The sequence below is a fragment of the Micromonospora sp. HM134 genome, from assembly GCF_007833915.1.
Classification (GTDB): Bacteria; Actinomycetota; Actinomycetes; order Mycobacteriales; family Micromonosporaceae; genus Micromonospora; species Micromonospora wenchangensis.
Map to the genome: position 1 here is coordinate 3,677,789 of NZ_CP041061.1, position 19,539 is coordinate 3,697,327.

Consider the following 19,539-nt stretch of genomic DNA (forward strand, 5'->3'; position numbering starts at 1 on the left):
CGCCCCGGCCGGCCCGCCCCGGCAGCTCGGGGCGACCGTCCGCATTGGGCACGTACGAGGACGTGCCGTCCCGCCGGTTCTGCTTCCATGGGCAGCACACCTGGCGAGCCGCACGCCCGGCGGTGTGCGCGGCGGGGCGCTTCCCGTCCCCGCCCCGCGTGGGCCGCCGACCGAGTTCAGGGAGGCACCGCAGATGGGCGACCACGTCGCAGCGAGCAGGACCGCGCGAAGCGGTGGGGTGACCGACCGGGTACGCGCCGCCTTCGGCGGCCGGCCGGAGGCCCCGGTGACGCCACGCATCCTGGGCGACCGGGCGGTGGTGGCCGGCGGCAGCATCGCCGGCACGCTGGCCGCCCGGGTGCTGTCCGACTGGTACCGCGAGGTCGTCGTCGTGGACCGCGACGAGGTGCTCGGGGTCACCGGCATGCGCAAGGGCGCGACGCACGCCGTGCACGCGCACGGGCTGCACGCCCGGGGCTACCTGATCCTGTCCGACCTCTTCCCCGGCCTGCTCGACGACGCCAAGGAGCTGGGCCTGCCGGTCCGCGACTTCGGGCTGATGCGCTGGTACTTCAACGCCCGCCCGATCGCCCGTACCGAGACCGGGCTGCTCTCCGTCGCCGGCAACCGGCCGGTGCTGGAGAACTACCTGCGGTCCCGGGTCGCCGGGCTGCCCAACGTGACCTACCGCCAGCACACCGACGTGCTGGGGCTGGTGGCCACCGGGGACCGGGGCCGGGTCACCGGGGTCCGCGTCCAGGAGCGCACGCCGGGCAGCCCCGAGGAGCGGCTCGACGCCGACCTGGTCGTCGACGCCACCGGCCGGGGGTCCCGGCTGCCGGTCTGGCTGGCCGAGCTGGGCTACGAACGGCCGGTCGAGGAACGGATGACGATCGGGCTGGCGTACACCACCCGCACCTACCGGCGGCGGCCCGGCACCTTCGACGGGCCGGTCGCGATCAACCCGGTGGCCTCGCCCGAGCACCCCCGGGGGGCGTTCTTCGGGCAGACCGCCACCGGCGACTTCCGGCTCAGCCTGACCGGCATCCTCGGCGACCACCCGCCGACCGACCCGGAGGGCTTCGAGGACTACGTCCGGACCCTGCCGGTGGCCGACATCCACCAGGCGGTCCGTGACGCGGACCCGACCGGCGAGGCGGTGTCGTTCACCTTCCCGGCCAGCGTCTGGCGGCACTACGAGCGGCTGTCCCGGTTCCCGGCCGGGCTGGCCGTGCTGGGCGACGCGGTGTGCAGCTTCAACCCGGTCTACGGCCAGGGCATGACCGCCGCGGCGATGCAGGTGACCGCGCTGCGCCGGTTCCTCGACCGGCAACCGGCCGCCGACGGCCGCTCCTACCTGCGGGACGTGGCCCGGCTGATGCGCCACCCGTGGCAGCTGTCCACCCGTACCGACCTGGACTTCCCCGGGGTGGGCCCGAAGTCGCTGCCGATCCGGCTGCACAACGCCTACCTGGTCCGCCTCCAGTACGCGATGACCAAGGACCCCGAGGTCACCCGGGCGTACATGCGGGTCGCCGGGCTGGTCGACCCGCCGCGCATGCTGTGGCGGCTGCCGCTGGTGCTCAGGGTGCTCCGGCTGGCCCGGGACATGCCGGCCACCTCGCCGGTCCCCGTGCCCGCCCCCATCCCCGCTCCCACCGCCGCTCCCGAGCCGGCCTCCGGGGCGGGAGACGAGCCGGCGGGCCCGGTGGACGCCGGGCAGCGCTCCGGGTCCTGATCTTCCGGGGCTGCACCCCCGCCGAACCGCTACCCCGGTCCTCGTCACCCGGCGTCGGCGGTGCCGGTGACGCGCGGCGACTGCCGCAGCCGCCGCCGACCTCGCCGGGCCGGCCCGGCGAGGTCGGCGTGCCGCTGGCGGGAGCGTCAGCGCGGAGGGTGTTATGCCCAGCAGGCATGGATATGCCTGCTGGGCATGTGGCTGCCGGAGAAACCGACCGGGTTCCGCACCGGTCCCCGTGGGGGTCAGCCGGTCGGCTCCATCGCGTCCGGGACGCCGGCCAGGGCGGGGCCGTAGCGGCGGGCCGCCGTCAGGGCCGCCCAGGCGGTGACCGTGACCAGGGCGTCGTCGTCGGGATGGTGCGCCCGGAAGTCCGCCACCACGGCGTCGGTCACCTGGTAGGAGGCGAACGCCGTGAGCAGGGCGAGCCGTCCCGCCGGCCGCTCCGCCGGAGGCAGCGCGGCGACCGCGTCGTCCACCCAGGGGCGGGCGCTGACGCCGGTCGGGCCGTCCTGCGGGTCGGCGCAGCGGGCGACGACCAGCTCCCGTACCCCGGCGGGCACCACCTGCCGGCCGGCGTCCCCGATCGCGGCGTAGCCGCGCGCCATCGCCTCGGCGAGCACCGTCGGGCCCGCCCAGGCCAGGTCGGCCGGCGGCGCGACCTCGGGCAGCAGCGCCAACGCCGCCCCCGGCGGGCGGGGTCGGCGGGCCAGCGCACCCATCACCCGGGCCGCCGTGCGGTGCACCATTCCCCGCGCCACCGGCGGGGCGGCGGGCAGCGGCGAGTCCTGGAGGAAGACGTTGACCATCCGGTTGAGGTAGTGGAAGACCACCGCCACCCCGACCAGTTCCGGCAGCTGGTCCGGCGGCGCCGGTGGCGGCCCGGCCGGCCCGTGCGGGGAGGGTCGCCGCGCCCACCGCGACAGCGGACCCCACTCGCCGTCGTCGAGCCGGTCCACCGGCGGACCGGCCCCGTCGAGGGTCGGCAGCAGCCCGACCAGGGCCGCCCCGTGCACGTCGACGCAGTACGGGCAGCGGTTCGCCACGGACACCGCCGCCGCCACCGTCTCCTTCGCCGGTCGCCCCGCCGCCCCGGTGGCCACCAGGGTCTCCCGCAGCATCGCCCAGCTCGCCGCCAGCACCTGCGGCGCGGGGGAGTGCAGCGCCACCGGTGGCGCGAGCATGCCGAAGTCCTGCTCCACCTGGGCGTACACCCGGGCGACGAGGCCGTCCGCGCGGTGCGGGGCGACCGGGCGGACGTGCCGTACGTGGGCGAGGACGGTGCGCCGGGTGGCGCGGGCCAACAGGGTCCCCACGGTCATCCCCTTCCAGGTCGGGGCGGTCCCCCGGCCGGATGCCGGGGGACCGTGGTCGGGGTCAGCGGGCCTGGAGCACGGCGCGTCGGCCGGCGGTCGCGCCGTCCGGCGCGGGAGCGCCGTAGGTGACCGCGATCCCGCGTTCCCGGGCGGCCCGGACGATGCCCGGCACGGCCCGTTCGGCCAGCGCGCTGATCGTCAGGGCCGGGTTGACGGTGAGCGCGCCGGGCACCGCCGACCCGTCGGTGACGAAGATGCCCGGGTGGCCGCGCAGCTCGTGCCGGTCGTCCAGGGCGGAGGTCGCCGGGTCGTCACCGATCCGGCACGACGCCAGCGGGTGCACGGTGTACGCGCCCACCAGGTCGTTGGTCCACGGCATCACCTTCGCCAGGCCGTCGCGTTCGACGATGTCCTTGACGTCGGCGTCGGAGAGGTTCCAGCCCCGCCAGGTGTTGGCCGTGGGCTGGTAGCGCAGCGGGCCGTGGCCCAGCATCTGCTGGGAGAACCGGTGCGCGTTGCCGGTCTCCGGCGGCGGCCCGAACACGCCCTCGTTGTCGTCCTCGGACATGGTGAAGACGGTCAGCCACGACTTGAAGTGCCGCATCAGCTCCTTCTTCTCCACCCCGAACCAGCTCGGGCCGGTCGCGTCGGGCACCTGGGCGAGGATGGTGCCCAGGCCGGGCGGGAAGTAGAGCTGCTCCAGCGAGTACCGCTCGTACTCGGGCAGGCTGGCGTCGAGCCGGTCCCAACTGGCCACCGTCGGCCCCCGGCCGATCTGGTACGCCTCGTAGGCGACGCCGTCACCCCGGTCCAGGCCCAGCACCTCGCGGACCCGGTCCTCGTCGAACACGGCCGTGTTGAGCCGTTCCCCGTTGCCGGAGAAGTAGCGGCCGACGGCCCTCGGCATCGTGCCCAGCGTCGCCTCGGACCGTTGCAGGATGACCGGGGTGGCCCCGGCGCCGGCCGCGACGATGACGATCTTCGCGTCGATGGTGCCCGTGTCGTGCAGGATGCGGTAGTCCTCGTCGTCGACGATCCGGTAGTGCACCCGGTAGCCGCCGTCGTCGGTGCGGGACAGGTGCTGCACCTCGTGCAGCGGCCGGATCGTCGCCCCGTGGGCCAACGCCGCCGGTAGGTAGTTCAGCAGCAGCGACCGCTTGGCGTCGAACCGGCAGCCGGCCATCATCCAGTTGCAGTTGGTGCACTTGTCCAGGTCGATCGCCGACGGCACCGGGTTGGCCGTCCGGCCGGCGTGGGCACACGCCGCCGCCCACAACCCACCCGGGTACGGCACCTGGTCCCAGCTCTGACTGGTGACCGGCAGCGCCTCGACCACCCGGTCGTACCACGGGTCCAGGGTGTCCCGGTTGATCGCGGCCGGCCACATCCGGCGGCCGATCGAGCCGTGCCGTTCGAAGACGAACCGGGGGGCGCGCGGCATGGTGGCGAAGTAGACGACGCTGCCGCCGCCCACGCAGTTGCCGCTGAGCACGCTCATCCCGTCCCCGACGACGAAGTCGAACGCCCGGGTGTACGACGAGCCCAGCTCGAAGTCGTGGTCGAACTCCTGGCTGGACAGCCACGGTCCGCGTTCCAGGATCACCACCTTCGCGCCACCGGCGGCCAGGTGGTAGGCGGTGATCGCGCCGCCGAAACCGCTGCCGATGATCAGGACGTCGGTGCTTTCGGTACTGCTCATGCCGGGCTCCCGGTGGGGGTCGTGTCGGGGTGCAGGGGGGCCAGGGGACGGCCGTAGGAGTAGTTCGGGTAGCGCCACAGCCCGTCGACGTCCGGCCGGTGGTAGCCGAGGTGCACCAGTCCGGGGTGCCCGTCGGCCAGCGCCGCCACGGTGGGCAGGTGCGCCGCGCTGTCGAAGGCCATGTTGCTGAACAGCGCCAGCCCGACCCACATCTGCTTCTCCGGGTGCTCCGGGTCGGTCAGCCGGCGGACCAGTTCGGTGCGGTGCTCGAACGGCAGGGCCACGAAGGCCGGCAGCGTCGGGTCGAGCGCGACGCCCTGCTCGGCGGCGTACTCCCCGGCGTGCATGTCGAGGGTGACGGCCAGCCCGTCGAGCGAGTCGGCCAGGCCGCCGGCCGGCAGCTCCAGCAGTTCCAGCGCCCCGGCGGCGACCGCGCCGCCACCGGGGGCGGCGCCCGCCACCGCCCGGTCGTCCGGGCTTCTCTTCTCGCCCGGAACAATGGTGTCGGCGAAGGCCTCGATGGTCATTGTCCGCGCTACGTCTGCGTCGGTGGTATCGGACTGCACGACGACGCCTCCTGTCCGGTGCGAAATTGTTCCGGGAGAAACTGCGGTAATGCGTTCACCGTGGATCGCGCGAATGTCCGTGCCGCCTCGTGGCGGTGGAATCCGGGCACCGTTGCCGCACGATTCCTTTGCCGCACATCGTGCACGCACCGGGCCCACCGAAACACCTTCCGAAGTGCGCTGGGCACCCCGTCGTGACCCCGGTCGCCGCCGGGCGACCGGCGGAGGTGGCCCGTCCCGGCCGGTGGCGGGCCGGCCGGTGGACGCACCTGCGCACGCCCGGAGAAGCGGGACGACCGCCGTGGCCCGGACGATGAGTGCACCCGTGACCGGCGTGCGCCCGCAGGTGCCCCGGCGGGTCCCCGACCGCTGCCCGACGGCACCGACCGTCCGGCGTTCCCCCAGGGAGATGGCCATGCCGACCACCCTCGGTTCGCTCCGCAGGCTGCTGCTCACCCCGGCCCTGGCCGAGGTGACCTTCGCCCGGCGCGGCTTCCCCGTCGTCGAGTCGGCGGCGACCCGCCGACTGGAGGCCATCCCGCAGACGGTGATCTGCGGGTTCGAGTGGGCGATCGACGCCCGCGACCAGTGGGAGGTGGAGCGACGCCTGGAACTGGTCGACGTCGAGCTGCGCGGGTTCGCCTACGAGGGGGCCACGATGGCCTTCACGGTCCGCGACGCGATGGCCGGCGGGCGTGGCCACCGGACCCGGGACCTGCTGCGCGGACGGGCCGAACGGCACACCTTCCTCACCTACATCGGGATCGGCTTCGCCATGGCCCGGCTGCCCCGTCCACTGTGGCGGCGGGTCCTGCCCGACCTGACCGGCATGCGGTACTACCCGACGATGAGCTGGCTGGCCGTCGACGGGTACGGCTTCGACCGGGCCTACTTCGACACCGACCAGTGGGTACGGCAGCAGTACCGCCCCGCGGCGTACCCCTGGCAGGGGCATCCCGACTACTTCACGCGCGCCTGCGACCAGGGCGTCGGCCGGGCGCTGTGGTTCATCCACGGCGCCCAGCCGGAGCAGGTGGCGACCGCCGTGGAGCGGTTCGACCGGTCCCGGCGTCCCGACCTGTGGAGCGGCGTCGGACTGGCGGCCACGTTCGCCGGTGGCTGCGACGCGGCCGGCCTGGCCACGCTGGCGCGGCTCAGCGGCGTCGACCGCCCGCACCTCGGCCAGGGGGCCGTGTTCGCCGCGAAGGCCCGCGACTACTCGGGTCACATCCCCGGGCACACCGGGGTGGCGTTGCACGCCCTCGCCGGAATGACGGTGGAGCACGCCTCCGTGCTGGCCGACGACGTCGCGGTGGACACCGCCGCCGGGCCGGACCTGCCGGCGTACGAGCTGTGGCGGGCCCGGGTGCGCGACCGGGTGCCGGCCGTCGACCCGGCGACCCCGGCCTGAACCGGTCGGCGGACAGCCGGCGGCCCCCGTCCCGCTCCGGGACGGGGGCCGCCGGCCGTCACGCCGCGATGGTGTCGAACTGGCCGGGTGCACGGCCGGGGCCGGCCGGACCCCGGTAGGCCTGCGCCAGGTCCAGCCAGCGGTCGGCCTCCGCGCCGACGGCGGTCAGCGCCAGGTCGGCGCGGTGCCGGCGGCGGGTGACCAGCAGGCACAGGTCGGCCGCCGGGCCGGTGATCCGCTCGGTCGCGTCCGCCGGCCCGAACTCCCAGACCTCCCCGCCGGAGGGCGCGGTGATCTCGAAGCGCAGCGCGACGTCCGGGGTGTCCAACCCCCGGGCCTGGTAGCCGAAGTCCCAGGTGCGGACGGCGAAGTCGACCAGGTGCCGCAGCCGGTCGGTGCGTTCGGGGCGGACCCCGAGCGTGTCGGCGATGTCCTGGCCGTGGCCGAACAGCTCCATCATGCCGGCGGCGGCCAGCACCGGCGCGGGCAGCGGCCGGACCAGCCAGGGCACCGTCTGCCCGGCCGGCACCGCGGCCAGGGCCTGCTCGGCGGTGGCCCGTTCCTCGCGCCACTTGGCCAGCAGCGCCGGTGGCGGCGCGGACAGGTACGGCGAGAGCGCGGTCCGGACGTTGCGGTTGAAGTCGGGCCCGAACTGCTGGGCGAGCGCGATGAACCCCGCCGGGTCCGCCGCGGCCAGGCCGGCCAGCCGGAAGGTGGCCGCCAGATGGGCGATCTGGTGGGCGATGGTCCACTCCGGCGCGGGGGTGTCCAGCGCCCACTGCGCCTCGTCGAGGCCGGCCACCATCCGGTCGACGGCGTCACCCTCCAGGGTCAGGTCGACGAAGACGTCGTTCCGTGCGCTCACGCGTCTGTCCTTCCGCTCGTCAGCAGGGGCGAGCGTGGCCCGGCGCGTCCGAGGGCGCCGGTTGCCACGCACGACGCCGATCCCGTCGCCGCCTGACGCGCGGGGCGGCCGGTGGCCGGGCCCACGTCGACGGCGTCACGTCAGCACCAGCAGCATGCGGGCCGGGCGCGGGCGCTGTCTTCTCTCGTCATGCGCTGGCGCCCCACCGCCGTCGTCGCCGCCACGACGCGCGTGGGCCCGATTGTGGGCGCCGGCCGCCGGGTGCGCATCCGCGCCCATGCGGCGGGTTGCGCACCGTGGAAGAACCACCGGCCGGGCCGACCGGCGCATGCTGACCACGATGGGCCCGGCCGTCGACGTCCGGCGAACCCCGGCAGGTACGCGGGCCCGCCAGGGGGAGAGGTCATGGTCGCCGCACGGGTCGCGTCCTCGGTGGTACGCCGGCAGGTCAGGTACGTCACGCCGGTGCCGGCCGGGACCGCCCGGGGGCTGGTGGCCGACGTCTACGCCCAGGCGGAGCGGGAGCAGAAGCTGGTGGTGCCGCCGGTGCTGCTGCACTCCCCGGCGCCGCCGGTGCTCGCCGCGTACTGGATGTTGCTGCGGGAGCCGCTCGTGGCGGGGCGGACGGTGGACCGTCGCACCAAGGAGGCCGTGGCCGCCGGGGTCTCGGTGGCGAACACCTGCCCGTACTGCGTGGACATGCACAGCATCAGCCTGTACGACCTGGCCACCGAGGACGACGCGGAGGCCGTCGCCGACGACCGGATCGTCGACCTTCGGGACCCGGTGGTACGGGCGGTGACCGGCTGGGCCCGGCAGGCCCACGCCACCGCGCCGGCCGCCCCGTTCCCGGCGGCGCACGCCCCGGAGCTGGTCGGCGTGGTGGTCGCCTTCCACTACCTGGCCCGGGTGGTCAACGTGTTCCTGCCCGACCACCTGCTGCCGGCCGGGCTGACCGGGGCGGCCCGACGCCGGTTCAAGCGGGCCGTCGGCCGGCTGCTGCGCCCCACCCTGCGCGGTGCGCCCCGGCCGGGACGGTCGCTGGCGCTGCTGCCGGCGGCGACGCTGCCCGACGACGCCGGATGGGCCGCCGCCGACCCGGTGATCGCCGGTGCGGTGGCCCGTGCCTACCGGGCGTTCGACCGGGCCGGCGAGGAGGCGGTGCCGGCCCCGGTCCGGGCGCTGCTGCGCGAGCGGCTCGACCGGTGGGACGGCTCGTCACCCGGCCCCGGCCGGGGCTGGTACGACGACGCCTGCGCCGGGCTGCCCGAGCCGGACCGGGCGGCGGGCCGGCTGGCGTTGCTGACCGCGTTCGCCTCCTACCGGGTCGACGACGAGGTGGTCGGGGCGTTCCGGCGGACCGCGCCGACCGACCGGGCGCTGGTGCAGGCGGTCGCCTGGGCGGCGTACGCGGCGGCCCGGGAGGTCGGCCGGCGCTGCCTGCGCCCGGCCGCCCGGTGAACCCGCCGGTCAATTACCGGGCCCGCTGGGTAATGCGCCGGTGGCGCACCTTAGAAGTAGACGATCTGTTTCGCCGCTGAAAACATAACTTCAGGAGGCATCCCTCCTGACGTGCGAGAAGATAGGGGGACGCCCGGTGTCGAATCTATTCCTGAGACTGCGGCGACGCATTATCACGCCATCGTCCTCGGCGACCAAACTCGACGTTCGCGGTTTCCACCGAAAGAATCCGGCGGCCGTCGAACTGTTGGAAACCGTCGGCGAATCATTTCTGACCGGGTACGCCGCGGCCGCCGAGGCCCGCACCCCCGCCGACGCCGAGCCGGCGCTGGAGGCGGTGCGTCCGCAGTTCCGGGGCTTCGCCTACGAGGGGGCCGCGATGGCCCTCGCCGTGCTGGACGCCCTGCCCGGCGGCCGGTCGGACCGGGTGCAGACGTTCCTGGCCGGCCGGGGCGCCGACCACGTCTACATGGCCTACGTGGGGGTCGGCTGGGCGATGGCCCGGGTGCCCCGGTTCCGCTGGTCGAAGCTGCACGCCCCGGACCCGCTGCTGCGCTGGCTGGCCCTCGACGGCTACGGCTTCCACCAGGCGTACTTCCACACCCGCCGGTACGTGCACGAGCAGTACCAGGAGCCGGACTTCCCGTGGCCGGCCGACGGCCCCCGCTGGTACGCCCGCCGCGCCATCGACCAGGGCATCGGCCGGGCGATGTGGTTCGTCGGCGGCACCGACGCCGGGGTGGTCGCCGACCTGATCGACAGGTTCCCCGCCGAGCGTCGCAGCGACCTGTACGGCGGCGCGGGCCTGGCGGCCACGTACGCCGGGGGCGCCGACGCCGACGAACTGCGCCTCTTCCTCGACCGGGCCGGCAAGCACCGCGCCGACGTCGCCCAGGGCAGCGCGTTCGCGGCGACCGCCCGGCTCACCGCCGGTCTGGAGACCCCGCACACCGCCCGGGCCACGTCGGTGCTGGCCGGCACCACCCCGGCCGAGGCCGTCCGGATCTGCGACGAGCAGCGGCCGACCGGCGGCGACAGCCCGCTGGAGCCCGCCTACGAGATCTGGCGTCAGGCCATCGCCGACGAACTCCGGGTACGCGGAAGGCACTGACCGGGGACGTCCCCGTCCCCCGTCCCCGTCCCGCCCCGCGCCGGTGGTCCCGGCGCAGCCTCCCTCCCCACACCTGCCCACGCCTCGGCAGGCGCCTCGCCACGCCCGTGGCGACCCGAACGGTAAGGAGATCGTGCCCGCATGACCAGGATCGCCATCGTTGGCATGGCGTGCCGATACCCGGACGCCACCTCGCCCCGAGAACTGTGGGAGAACGCCCTCGCCGGTCGCCGGGCCTTCCGCGCGCTGCCCGACGTCCGCATGCGGTTGGCGGACTACTGGGACGCGGAGCCGAGCGCCCCGGACCGGTTCTACGCCCGCACCGCCGCCGTGATCGAGGGGTACGAGTTCGACCGGCTCGCCTACAAGATCGCCGGCAGCACGTACCGCTCCACCGACCTGACCCACTGGCTCGCCCTGGACATGGCCGCCAAGGCGTTGGGCGACGCCGGCTTCCCGGCGGGGGAGGGGCTGCCGCGCGACCGCACCGGTGTGGTCGTGGGCAACACCCTCACCGGTGAGTTCGCCCGCGCCAACGTGCTGCGGCTGCGCTGGCCGTTCGTCCGCCGTACGGTCGCCACCGCGCTGCAACAGCAGGGCTGGGAGGACGACCGGCTGGCGACCTTCCTCGACGAGCTGGAGGACCGCTACAAGGCGCCCTTCCCGGAGATCGACGAGGACACCCTCGCCGGGGGCCTGTCCAACACCATCGCCGGCCGGATCTGCAACTACTTCGACCTCAACGGCGGCGGATACACCGTCGACGGCGCCTGCTCGTCGTCGTTGCTGTCGGTCGCCACCGCCTGCCGGGCCCTGCTCGACGGCGACCTCGACGTCGCGGTGGCCGGCGGGGTGGACCTGTCCATCGACCCGTTCGAGATCGTCGGCTTCGCCAAGACCGGCGCGCTGGCCCGCGACGAGATGCGGGTCTACGACCGGCACTCCAACGGCTTCTGGCCGGGGGAGGGGTGCGGGATGGTGGTGCTGATGCGCGAGGCCGACGCGCTCGCCGCCGGCCACCGCAGCTACGCCACCATCGCCGGCTGGGGCATCTCCTCCGACGGCAAGGGCGGCATCACCCGTCCCGAGGTCAACGGCTACCAGCTCGCCCTGCGCCGGGCGTACGAGCGGGCCGGGTTCGGCATCGAGTCGGTGCCGCTGTTCGAGGGGCACGGCACCGGCACCGCGGTCGGGGACGCGACCGAGCTGACCGCCCTGTCGCAGGCCCGCCGGGAGGCCGACCCGACCGCCCCGCCCGCCGTGATCAGCTCCATCAAGGGCATGATCGGGCACACCAAGGCGGCGGCCGGGGTGGCCGGCCTGATCAAGGCGGCGCTGGCCGTGCACCACCAGGTGCTGCCGCCCGCGCTCGGCTGCGTCGACCCGCACGAGCTGCTCACCCGCGACGACGCGACGCTGCGGGTGCTGCGGACGGCCGAACCGTGGCCGGACGACCAGCCGGTACGCGCCGGCATCACCGCGATGGGCTTCGGCGGCATCAACACCCACGTGGTGCTGGACCGGGCCGGCACCGCCCGCCGGGTCGCCTTCGACACCCGGACCGCCCGGCTCGCCACCTCCGTGCAGGACGCGGAGCTGTTCCTGGTCGACGGCGCGTCCCGCGACGAGGTGCGCCAGCGGCTCCAGGAACTGCTCGACTACGTGCCGACCCTGGCCCAGGGGCAGCTCGCCGACGTGGCGGCCACCCTGCACGACCAGCTCGCCGACCGGCCGTACCGGGCGGCGGTGGTGGTGTCCTCGCCGACCGACGCGCAGCAGCGGCTGCGGCGGCTCTGCGAGCTGCTCGACGCCGGTGAGACCCGGCTGGTCGACGGCGACGGCCGCAGCTTCCTCGGCCACGTCGGCGGCGTCGGCCGGATCGGCTACCTCTTCCCCGGCCAGGGCGCCGGCCGGGGCACCAGCGGCGGGGCGCTGCGCCGCCGGCTCTCCGAGGTCGACCAGGTGTTCCGCCGGGCCGACCTGCCCGTCACCGGCGACATGGTGGCCACCGCGCTGGCCCAGCCGCGCATCGTCACCGGCTCCCGGGCCGGCCTGGCCGCCCTGGACCTGCTGGGGCTGGACGCGACCGTCGCGGTCGGGCACAGCCTCGGCGAGCTGTCCGCCCTGCACTGGGCCGGCGCGATGGACGACGAGACGCTGCTGCGGGTGACCCGGGCGCGCGGCCGGACGATGACCGAACACAGCTCCTCCGGGGTGATGGCGAGCGTCAACGCCGGACCGGAGCGGGTCTCCGCGCTGGTGGCCGGCGTACCCGTGGTGATCGCCGGCTACAACGGGCCGGAACAGACGGTGGTGGCCGGCACCGAGGAGGCGGTCCGGGCCGCGCTCGACCTGGCCGCCGGGGCGGGCCTCGGCGCGTCCCTGCTGCGGGTCTCGCACGCCTTCCACTCCCCGCTGGTGGCGCCCGCGGCGGACGCGTTCGCCGGGACCCTGACCCGGGAGTCCTTCGGCACGGTCCGACGGCGGGTGGTCTCCACCGTGACCGGCGAGACCCTGCCCGCCGAGACCGACCTGCGGGCGCTGCTGCACCGCCAGATCACCGACCCGGTGCTGTTCGCGCAGGCGGTGGCGTTGGCCGCCAAGGACATCGACCTCTTCGTGGAGGTCGGACCGGGCCGCATCCTCAGCGGCCTGGCCGGGGCGATCACCGACGTGCCGGCGGTGGCCCTGGACACCGACGACGAGTCGCTGCGCGGGCTGTTGCGGGTGGCCGCCGCCGCGTTCGTGGTGGGTGCCGCGCACGACTACCCGGCGCTGTTCGACGACCGGCTGCGCCGGCCGCTGCACATCGGGGCCGAGCAGCACTTCTTCGCCAGCCCCTGCGAGCAGGCCCCGCTGGTGGACCTGCCGGAGACGGCCCGCGCCGACCGGCCCGCCCCGACCGACGGCGACGGCCCGGTCGACGGCGAGTCCACGGTGGAGATGCTGCGCCGGCTGGCCGCCGAGCGGGCCGAACTGCCGCTGACCATGGTGCACGGCGAGAGCCGCCTCCTGGACGACCTGCACCTCAGCTCGATCACCGTCGGGCAGATCATCAACGAGGCGTCCCGGCTGGTGAACGTGCCACCGGCGCAGGCCCCGACGAACTTCGCCACCGCCACCGTCGCGGAACTGGCCGTGGCGCTCGACGAGCTCTCCGCCACCGGCCAGGCCGGCGACCACGACCGGACGCCCGCCGTCACGGGCGCGGCGGCCTGGACCCGTGCCTTCGCCGTCGACGGCGAGCCCGCCGGGCCGCCGGTCCCGACCGGCGGTGGCGTCCCCGGCCGGTGGCAGGTCTTCGCCCCCGACGGGCACCCGCTGGCCGCGCCGCTGCGGCACGCCCTGGACCGGGCCGCCGTCGACTCCGGCGTGCTGGTGTGCCTGCCGTCCGAGTGCGCCGAGGAACACCTCGAACTGGCCCTGGCCGGCGCGAAGGAGGCCCTCGCCGGGCCGGCAGGCACCCGGTTCGTGCTGGTCCAGCGGGGCCGGGGCGCGACCGGGGTGGCCAAGACCCTGCGCCTGGAGGCCCCGCAGCTGCGGGTGACGGTGGTGGACACCCCGGCGGGGCCCGGGGCCGTCGACCGGGTGGTCGCCGAGGTGGGCGCGACCACCGGATACCAGGAGAGCCACTACGACGACGCCGGGGCCCGGCGGCTGCCGGTGCTGCGGGCGCTGCCGGTACGCGCGGCGCAGACCCGCCCGGCCCTGGACGACACCGACGTGCTGCTGGTCACCGGGGGCGGCAAGGGCATCACCGCCGAGTGCGCCCTGGCCGTGGCGCAGCGGACCGGGGCCGCGCTGGGACTGCTCGGGCGTTCCGACCCCGCCGAGGACACCGAACTGGCGGACAACCTGCGCCGGATGACCGCCCACGGGGTACGCGTGCACTACGCCCGCGCCGACGTCACCGACGCCGCTCAGGTCGCCGACGCGGTCGCCGCGGTCCGGGCGGCGCTGGGCCCGGTGACCGCGGTGCTGCACGGCGCGGGCCGCAACGAGCCGGCCGCGCTGACCGCCCTGGACGCGGCGGCGGTCCGCCGCACCTTCGCCCCGAAGCTGGACGGCCTGCGGGCGGTGCTCGCCGCGGTCGACCCCGGGCAGCTGCGTCTGCTGGTCACCTTCGGCAGCATCATCGGCCGGGCCGGCCTGCGCGGCGAGGCGCACTACGCCACCGCCAACGACTGGCTGGCCGGGCTCACCGAGGAGACCGGCCGCCGGTTCCCGAACTGCCGGGCGCTCTGCCTGGAGTGGTCCGTCTGGTCCGGGGTGGGGATGGGCGAACGGCTGTCGGTGGTGGAGTCGCTGAGCCGGGAGGGGGTCGTCCCGATCAGCCCCGACCAGGGCGTCGAGGTGCTGCTGCGGCTGCTCGACGACCCGGACGTGCCGCCGGTGGTGGTGGTCAGCGGCCGGGCCGAGGGGATGGACACCCTGCGCTACGACCGGCCGCCGCTGCCGCTGCTGCGCTTCGTGGACAAGCCGCTGGCGTACTACCCGGGGGTGGAGCTGGTCTGCGAGGTCGAGCTGACCGCCGGCGCCGACCGGTACCTCGCCGACCATCTGCTCGACGGCAACCTGCTCTTCCCGGCGGTGTTCGGGATGGAGGCGATGACGCAGGTCGCGGTCGCGGTCACCGGCCGCTCCACGGTGCCGGTGGTCGAGCAGGTGGAGTTCCCCCGGCCGATCGTGGTGCCGCCCGACGGCAGCACCGTCATCCGGGTGGCGGCCACCGTCACCGACGACGCCGTCGTCCAGGTGGCGATCCGCAGCGCCGAGACCGGGTACGCCACCGACCACTTCCGGGCCCGGCTGCGGTTCACCGACACCGCCGTCCCCGACGGCCCGCCCGGACGCACCGACCCGGGCCTGCCGCAGGTGCCGCTGGCACCCGAGCGGGACCTGTACGGCGAGTGGCTGTTCCAGGGCGGCCGGTTCCAGCGGCTGCGCCGGTTCCACCGGGCCGCCGCCCGTGACGTCGACGCCGAGGTGGCCGTCGGCGGCGGCGACGCCTGGTTCGCCGGCTTCCTCCCCGCCGACCTGCTGCTCGGCGACCCGGGCACCCGGGACGCGTTCATGCACGGCAACCAGGTCTGCGTACCGGACGCCACCCTGCTGCCGGTGGGCGTGGAGCGGATCTGGCCGGCCGGGGCGCGGATGTCCGGCACCGGCGCGGTGCGCTGCTGCGCCACCGAACGCAGCCGCGACGGCGACACCTACGTCTACGACATCGCGGTCCGCGATGAGTCCGGTGCGGTCGTCGAACGCTGGGAGGGCCTGCGGTTGCAGGCGGTCCGGCACCGGGGCGGGCGCGGCCCGTGGCTGCCGGTGCTGCTCGGCTCGCACCTGGAGCGGGGGCTCGGCGACGTGCTCGGCGCGCGGGTCGCGGTCGCCGTGGAACCCGACGCCGGGCCGGACGTGCCCCGCCGGGAGCGGACCGCCGTCGCCGTCGGCCGCGCCCTCGGGGCCCGGCACGAGGTGCGTTACCGCCCGGACGGCCGGCCGGAGGTCGACGGCGACCGGGCCGTCTCGGCGGCGCACGGCGCGGGGGTGACCCTGGCCGTCGCGGCCACCGGGACGGTCGGCTGCGACGTCGAGCCGGTGGCCGAGCGTTCCCCGGCGGACTGGGCGGGCCTGCTGGGCGTCCACGCCGGGCTGGCCGCGCTGATCGCCGCAGACCGCGACGAGAGCGCGCACACCGCGTCGACCCGGGTGTGGGGCGCGGTGGAGTGCCTGCGCAAGGTCGGCCTGCCGGCGGACTCGCCGCTGACCCTGACGCCCGGCGGCCCCGACGGCTGGGTGGTCCTGGCCTCGGGTCCGCTGCGCGTCGCCACGTTCGCCACGAGCCTGGTGGACATCCCGCAACCGGTGGTGTTCACCGTGCTCACCGACGGGTGGAGTTGAGCATGGACAAGTACTTCGAGTACCCGCACACGGTCGGTTTCGAGGAGACCAACATCGTCGGCAACGTCTACTACGTCAACTACCTGCGCTGGCAGGGACGGTGCCGGGAGATGTTCCTCAAGCAGCACGCCCCGGACGTGCTGGCCGACCTCCAGGACGACCTGAAGCTGTTCACCCTGAAGGTCGACTGCGAGTTCTTCGCCGAGATCACCGCGTTCGACGAGTTGTCGATCCGGATGCGCCTGGTCGACCTGGTGCAGACCCAGCTGGAGTTCAGCTTCGACTACGTACGCCTCGACCCGGGCGGCGGCGAGACGTTGGTCGCCCGGGGGCGGCAGCGGGTGGCCTGCATGCGCGGGCCGAACAACCGGACCGCGCCGACCCGGGTGCCGGAGGCGCTGACCCGGGCGCTGGCGCCCTACACGGCCACCGTCCGGGCCCAGTGACGGCGAGGAGACCACCATGGACATGCCCCTTGGCGACGACGACCCGGCGGTCGACCCGGCGGCGCTGCGGCGGGCCTTCGCCGCCTTCGCCACCGGCGTCACCGTGGTCACCGTCGGGGGTCGCTCCCCGCACGGGATGACCGCGAACGCCTTCACCTCGGTGTCGCTGGACCCGCCGCTGCTGCTGGTCTGCGTGGACCGGGAGGCGGTCATGCACCGGCACCTGGTGGCCGCCGGCAGCTTCGCGGTGTCGGTGCTCGCCGCCGACCAGGAGCACGTGGCGCGGCACTTCGCCGACCGCCGCCGGCCGCTCGGCGCCGCCCAGTTCGACGTCGTCGACTGGCGGCCCGGCCGGTTGACCGGAGCGCCGCTGATCACCGGGGCGCTGGCCTCCTTCGAGTGCGCCCTGTGGCGCGACTACGAGGGCGGCGACCACACCATCTTCGTCGGCCGGCTGCTGTCGGCCGAGAAACGTCACGAGGAGGACGCGGTGCTGTTCCTGCACGGGCGGTTCCGGCAGATCACCCCGATGCCGAGCGGAGTGGTCCGATGACCACCGTCGCGCCCCGGGTCGTCCCCCGGGGGCCGACCGGGGTGGCGATGCTCGGCACCCTGTGGAAGCTCGGCCGGGACCGGCTCGGGCTGATGCGTTCCGCCGCCGACACGTACGGCGACGCGGTGCGCCTCGGCCCGGGGCGGGGGCTGCACTTCTTCAACCACCCGGACCACGCCAAGCACGTGCTGGCCGACAACAGTCAGAACTACCACAAGGGCATCGGGCTGATGCACGCCCGGCGGGCCCTCGGCGACGGGCTGCTGACCAGCGAGGGCGAGCTGTGGCGGGAGCAGCGCCGGGTGATCCAGCCGGTGTTCCAGGCCCGCCGCATCGCCCAGCAGGCCGGGATCGTCGCCGAGGAGGCCGGCCGGCTGGTCGACCGGCTGGAGACGTACGCCGGAGGCGAGCCGGTCGACATCCTGCGGGAGATGACCGGGCTCACCCTGGGGGTGCTCGGGCGGACCCTGCTCGACGCCGACCTGAGCGGCTTCCGGTCCCTCGGGGTGGCCTTCGAGTCCATGCAGGACCAGGCGATGTTCGAGATGGCGTCGATGAACCTGGTGCCGATGTGGGTGCCGCTGCCGCAGCAGATGCGGTTCCGGCGGGCCCGCCGGGAGCTGGAGGGGATCGTCGACGAGCTGGCCGCGCGACGGCGGTCCCGGCCCGGCCACGAGGACCACGACGACGCGCTGTCGCGGTTGCTGGAGTCGACCCGCCGGGAGACCGACCCCGCGGTGGGCCGGCGGCGGCTGCGCGACGAGCTGACCACCCTGCTGCTGGCCGGGCACGAGACCACCGCCAGCACCCTCGGCTGGACCTTCCACCTGCTCGACCGGCACCCGGAGGTCTGGGACCGGGTGCGGGCCGAGGCGGTGGAGGTGCTCGGCGACCGGTCACCGACCTACGAGGACCTGCCCCGGTTGACGTACACCTCGATGGTGCTCAGCGAGGCGATGCGCCTCTACCCTCCGGTGTGGATGCTGTCCCGGCGGGCGCAGGAGGCCGACGAGGTCGGCGGCTACGCCGTGCCGGCCGGCACCGATGTGCTGATCTGCCCGTACACCCTGCACCGGCACCGGGCGTACTGGCCGGACCCGGACCGGTTCGACCCGGAGCGGTTCTCGCCGTCGGCGTCGGCCGACCGGCCGCGCTACGCGTACGTGCCGTTCGGCGCCGGGCCGCGGTTCTGCGTCGGCAACCACCTCGGGCTGATGGAGGCGGTCTTCGTGGTGGCCATGGTGAGCCGCCGGCTGCGGCTGCACACCCCGGCCGGGCAGCGGGTGGTGCCCGAACCCATGCTGTCGCTGCGCATCCGGGGCGGCCTGCCGATGACGGTTCGGGCCCTGACGTGACCCCTGGACCCCGGGCACGAAGCGCGGTTCAGCAACATCGAATAACCTGCGCGCAGGCCGCACTGGTTACTATTGCGCTGAGCAACTCTCAGGTTGCTCATCGTGCTGGGGGAGGTGCGATGAGTCCCGGATGCGCGGCGACCACCCCGGCCGGTACGGCCCGAGGTGCCCGCCCTGCCCATGGAGCCGCCGTCGTGCCGACGGGCGGTTCCGCCGCCGTCATCGCGGATGCGCCGACGGCCTTCACCCGCCGTGCTGCCCGGCGTCCGCTGTCCACGGCGGTGCCACCGCCGTTACGTTCGGGCCGGCCGCTGCCGGGCGGCGGAGCCCCGCCGCGCACGGCGTCCGGCGGTGGCCACCGGGACCCTGGGGGGACGGATGCGCATCTCAGATCTGGCCAGGATCAGTGGTGTTCCACTTCCGACGATCAAGTTCTACATCCGGGAGCGACTGCTGCCGCCGGGCCGTCCCACCGCACGTAACCAGGCGGAGTACGGCGAGGAGCACCTCGCCCGGCTCCAACTGATCCGGGTGCTGGCCGGCATCGGGCGACTGAGCCTGTCCTCGGTGCGCCGGGTGCTGGCCGCCCTCGACGACAAGGGGCTGGCCCTGGGCGCGCAGTGCCGGGCCACCATCTGGGCGCTCTTCCCCGACCAGCCCGAGGACGACGACGCGCCGGACGTCGGGCCGGCCCGGGTCCAGGTCGACGCGTTCATCGACCGGCTCGGCTGGGAGGTCGACGTCGCCTCGCCGGGCCGCGACACCCTCGCCCACGTGCTGACCGCGTTGCAGCGGTTGGACGCCGACTGCGACATCGACGTGTTCAGCGAGCACGCCGAGAGCGCGGAGCGGATCGTGACGCACGAGTTCCAGCACGAGTCGGCGCACTCCGCCACCGCCATGGCGGTCTGGAACGTGCTGTCCGAAGTGGCCTTCGAGGCGATGCGCCGGATGGCCCAGGAGAGCCACCTGGCGCGTTGCTGCGCCACTCCCGCCGAGCGTCCGGCCGGGGCCTGAGCGTCCCACCACAGTAGATATTCGGCACGCTCGAAGACGACAACCGCCACGACGGGTTCCAGCCTGGAGGGACGGCGTGCTGCCGTCCCCCGGCCCGCTG

General features: G+C 74.9%; 13 protein-coding genes. 9 read left to right on the top strand and 4 right to left on the bottom strand.

The window, feature by feature from the left end:
• The first annotated feature begins 193 nt into the window (after nucleotides 1-193).
• Nucleotides 194-1,738 carry an NAD(P)/FAD-dependent oxidoreductase gene (locus FJK98_RS15610; RefSeq protein WP_240762880.1) on the top strand — a complete coding sequence of 515 codons (1,545 nt, stop codon included), beginning with the start codon at nucleotides 194-196 and terminating at the stop codon, nucleotides 1,736-1,738.
• 245 nt (nucleotides 1,739-1,983) lie between these two features.
• On the opposite strand, the gene FJK98_RS15615 is transcribed toward FJK98_RS15610, so the two are convergent.
• From FJK98_RS15615 to FJK98_RS15625, 3 genes are all read right to left on the bottom strand, one after another.
• Nucleotides 1,984-3,054 carry a carboxymuconolactone decarboxylase family protein gene (locus FJK98_RS15615; protein ID WP_240762882.1) on the bottom strand — a complete coding sequence of 357 codons (1,071 nt, stop codon included), beginning with the start codon at nucleotides 3,052-3,054 and terminating at the stop codon, nucleotides 1,984-1,986.
• 61 nt (nucleotides 3,055-3,115) lie between these two features.
• Nucleotides 3,116-4,753, bottom strand: coding sequence for an FAD-dependent oxidoreductase (locus FJK98_RS15620; RefSeq protein ID WP_145919671.1), 1,638 nt, complete (start codon nucleotides 4,751-4,753; stop codon nucleotides 3,116-3,118).
• Nucleotides 4,750-5,319: a DUF5987 family protein gene (locus FJK98_RS15625; RefSeq protein WP_194822147.1), complete on the bottom strand. Its 570-nt coding sequence runs from the start codon at nucleotides 5,317-5,319 to the stop codon at nucleotides 4,750-4,752. Before FJK98_RS15625 ends, FJK98_RS15620 begins: the two co-directional genes overlap by 4 nt.
• Nucleotides 5,320-5,734: 415 nt before the next feature.
• Between FJK98_RS15625 and FJK98_RS15630 the strand changes: the two genes are divergently transcribed.
• Complete coding sequence (locus tag FJK98_RS15630) at nucleotides 5,735-6,730, top strand: DUF1702 family protein (protein ID WP_145919673.1); 996 nt, start codon at nucleotides 5,735-5,737, stop codon at nucleotides 6,728-6,730.
• 58 nt (nucleotides 6,731-6,788) lie between these two features.
• Here FJK98_RS15630 and FJK98_RS15635 read toward each other — a convergent pair whose 3' ends face one another.
• A complete protein-coding gene (locus FJK98_RS15635) occupies nucleotides 6,789-7,535 on the bottom strand; it encodes a TIGR03084 family metal-binding protein (protein WP_240762988.1) in 747 nt (248 codons plus the stop codon).
• A gap of 465 nt (nucleotides 7,536-8,000) precedes the next feature.
• Between FJK98_RS15635 and FJK98_RS15640 the strand changes: the two genes are divergently transcribed.
• The 7 genes from FJK98_RS15640 (at nucleotide 8,001) to FJK98_RS15670 (ending at nucleotide 19,439) form a co-directional block, all read left to right on the top strand.
• Nucleotides 8,001-9,056 (top strand): carboxymuconolactone decarboxylase family protein, encoded by a 1,056-nt coding sequence (locus FJK98_RS15640; RefSeq protein ID WP_145919675.1) that lies wholly within the window; start codon nucleotides 8,001-8,003, stop codon nucleotides 9,054-9,056.
• A 136-nt stretch (nucleotides 9,057-9,192) separates the two neighbouring features.
• Nucleotides 9,193-10,167 (top strand): DUF1702 family protein, encoded by a 975-nt coding sequence (locus tag FJK98_RS15645; RefSeq protein ID WP_145919676.1) that lies wholly within the window; start codon nucleotides 9,193-9,195, stop codon nucleotides 10,165-10,167.
• A gap of 141 nt (nucleotides 10,168-10,308) precedes the next feature.
• Nucleotides 10,309-16,068, top strand: a complete 5,760-nt coding sequence (locus FJK98_RS15650; RefSeq protein WP_145919677.1) for an SDR family NAD(P)-dependent oxidoreductase — start codon at nucleotides 10,309-10,311, stop codon at nucleotides 16,066-16,068.
• Nucleotides 16,069-16,070: 2 nt separating this feature from the next.
• The gene (locus FJK98_RS15655) at nucleotides 16,071-16,514 is read left to right on the top strand and encodes a thioesterase family protein (protein ID WP_091242950.1); all 444 of its coding nucleotides are present in this window, start codon (nucleotides 16,071-16,073) and stop codon (nucleotides 16,512-16,514) included.
• Nucleotides 16,515-16,536: 22 nt separating this feature from the next.
• On the top strand, nucleotides 16,537-17,067 hold the full coding sequence (locus FJK98_RS15660) for a flavin reductase family protein (protein ID WP_205789518.1): 531 nt from the start codon (nucleotides 16,537-16,539) through the stop codon (nucleotides 17,065-17,067).
• Nucleotides 17,064-18,422 carry a cytochrome P450 gene (locus FJK98_RS15665; protein WP_145919679.1) on the top strand — a complete coding sequence of 453 codons (1,359 nt, stop codon included), beginning with the start codon at nucleotides 17,064-17,066 and terminating at the stop codon, nucleotides 18,420-18,422. Before FJK98_RS15660 ends, FJK98_RS15665 begins: the two co-directional genes overlap by 4 nt.
• Nucleotides 18,423-18,800: 378 nt before the next feature.
• A complete protein-coding gene (locus FJK98_RS15670; RefSeq protein WP_168222484.1) occupies nucleotides 18,801-19,439 on the top strand; it encodes a MerR family transcriptional regulator in 639 nt (212 codons plus the stop codon).
• The last annotated feature ends 100 nt before the right edge of the window (nucleotides 19,440-19,539 follow it).

What these genes read in the sequence shown, in the direction of transcription:
- FJK98_RS15660 (WP_205789518.1), top strand. Translation starts at nt 16,537, where the DNA reads ATGCCCCTTGGCGACGACGACCCGGCGGTCGACCCGGCGGCGCTGCGG.
- FJK98_RS15640 (WP_145919675.1), top strand. Translation starts at nt 8,001, where the DNA reads ATGGTCGCCGCACGGGTCGCGTCCTCGGTGGTACGCCGGCAGGTCAGG.
- FJK98_RS15620 (WP_145919671.1), bottom strand. Translation starts at nt 4,753, where the DNA reads ATGAGCAGTACCGAAAGCACCGACGTCCTGATCATCGGCAGCGGTTTC.
- FJK98_RS15635 (WP_240762988.1), bottom strand. Translation starts at nt 7,535, where the DNA reads ATGGTGGCCGGCCTCGACGAGGCGCAGTGGGCGCTGGACACCCCCGCG.
- FJK98_RS15655 (WP_091242950.1), top strand. Translation starts at nt 16,071, where the DNA reads ATGGACAAGTACTTCGAGTACCCGCACACGGTCGGTTTCGAGGAGACC.
- FJK98_RS15650 (WP_145919677.1), top strand. Translation starts at nt 10,309, where the DNA reads ATGACCAGGATCGCCATCGTTGGCATGGCGTGCCGATACCCGGACGCC.
- FJK98_RS15670 (WP_168222484.1), top strand. Translation starts at nt 18,801, where the DNA reads ATGCGCATCTCAGATCTGGCCAGGATCAGTGGTGTTCCACTTCCGACG.
- FJK98_RS15630 (WP_145919673.1), top strand. Translation starts at nt 5,735, where the DNA reads ATGCCGACCACCCTCGGTTCGCTCCGCAGGCTGCTGCTCACCCCGGCC.
- FJK98_RS15610 (WP_240762880.1), top strand. Translation starts at nt 194, where the DNA reads ATGGGCGACCACGTCGCAGCGAGCAGGACCGCGCGAAGCGGTGGGGTG.
- FJK98_RS15665 (WP_145919679.1), top strand. Translation starts at nt 17,064, where the DNA reads ATGACCACCGTCGCGCCCCGGGTCGTCCCCCGGGGGCCGACCGGGGTG.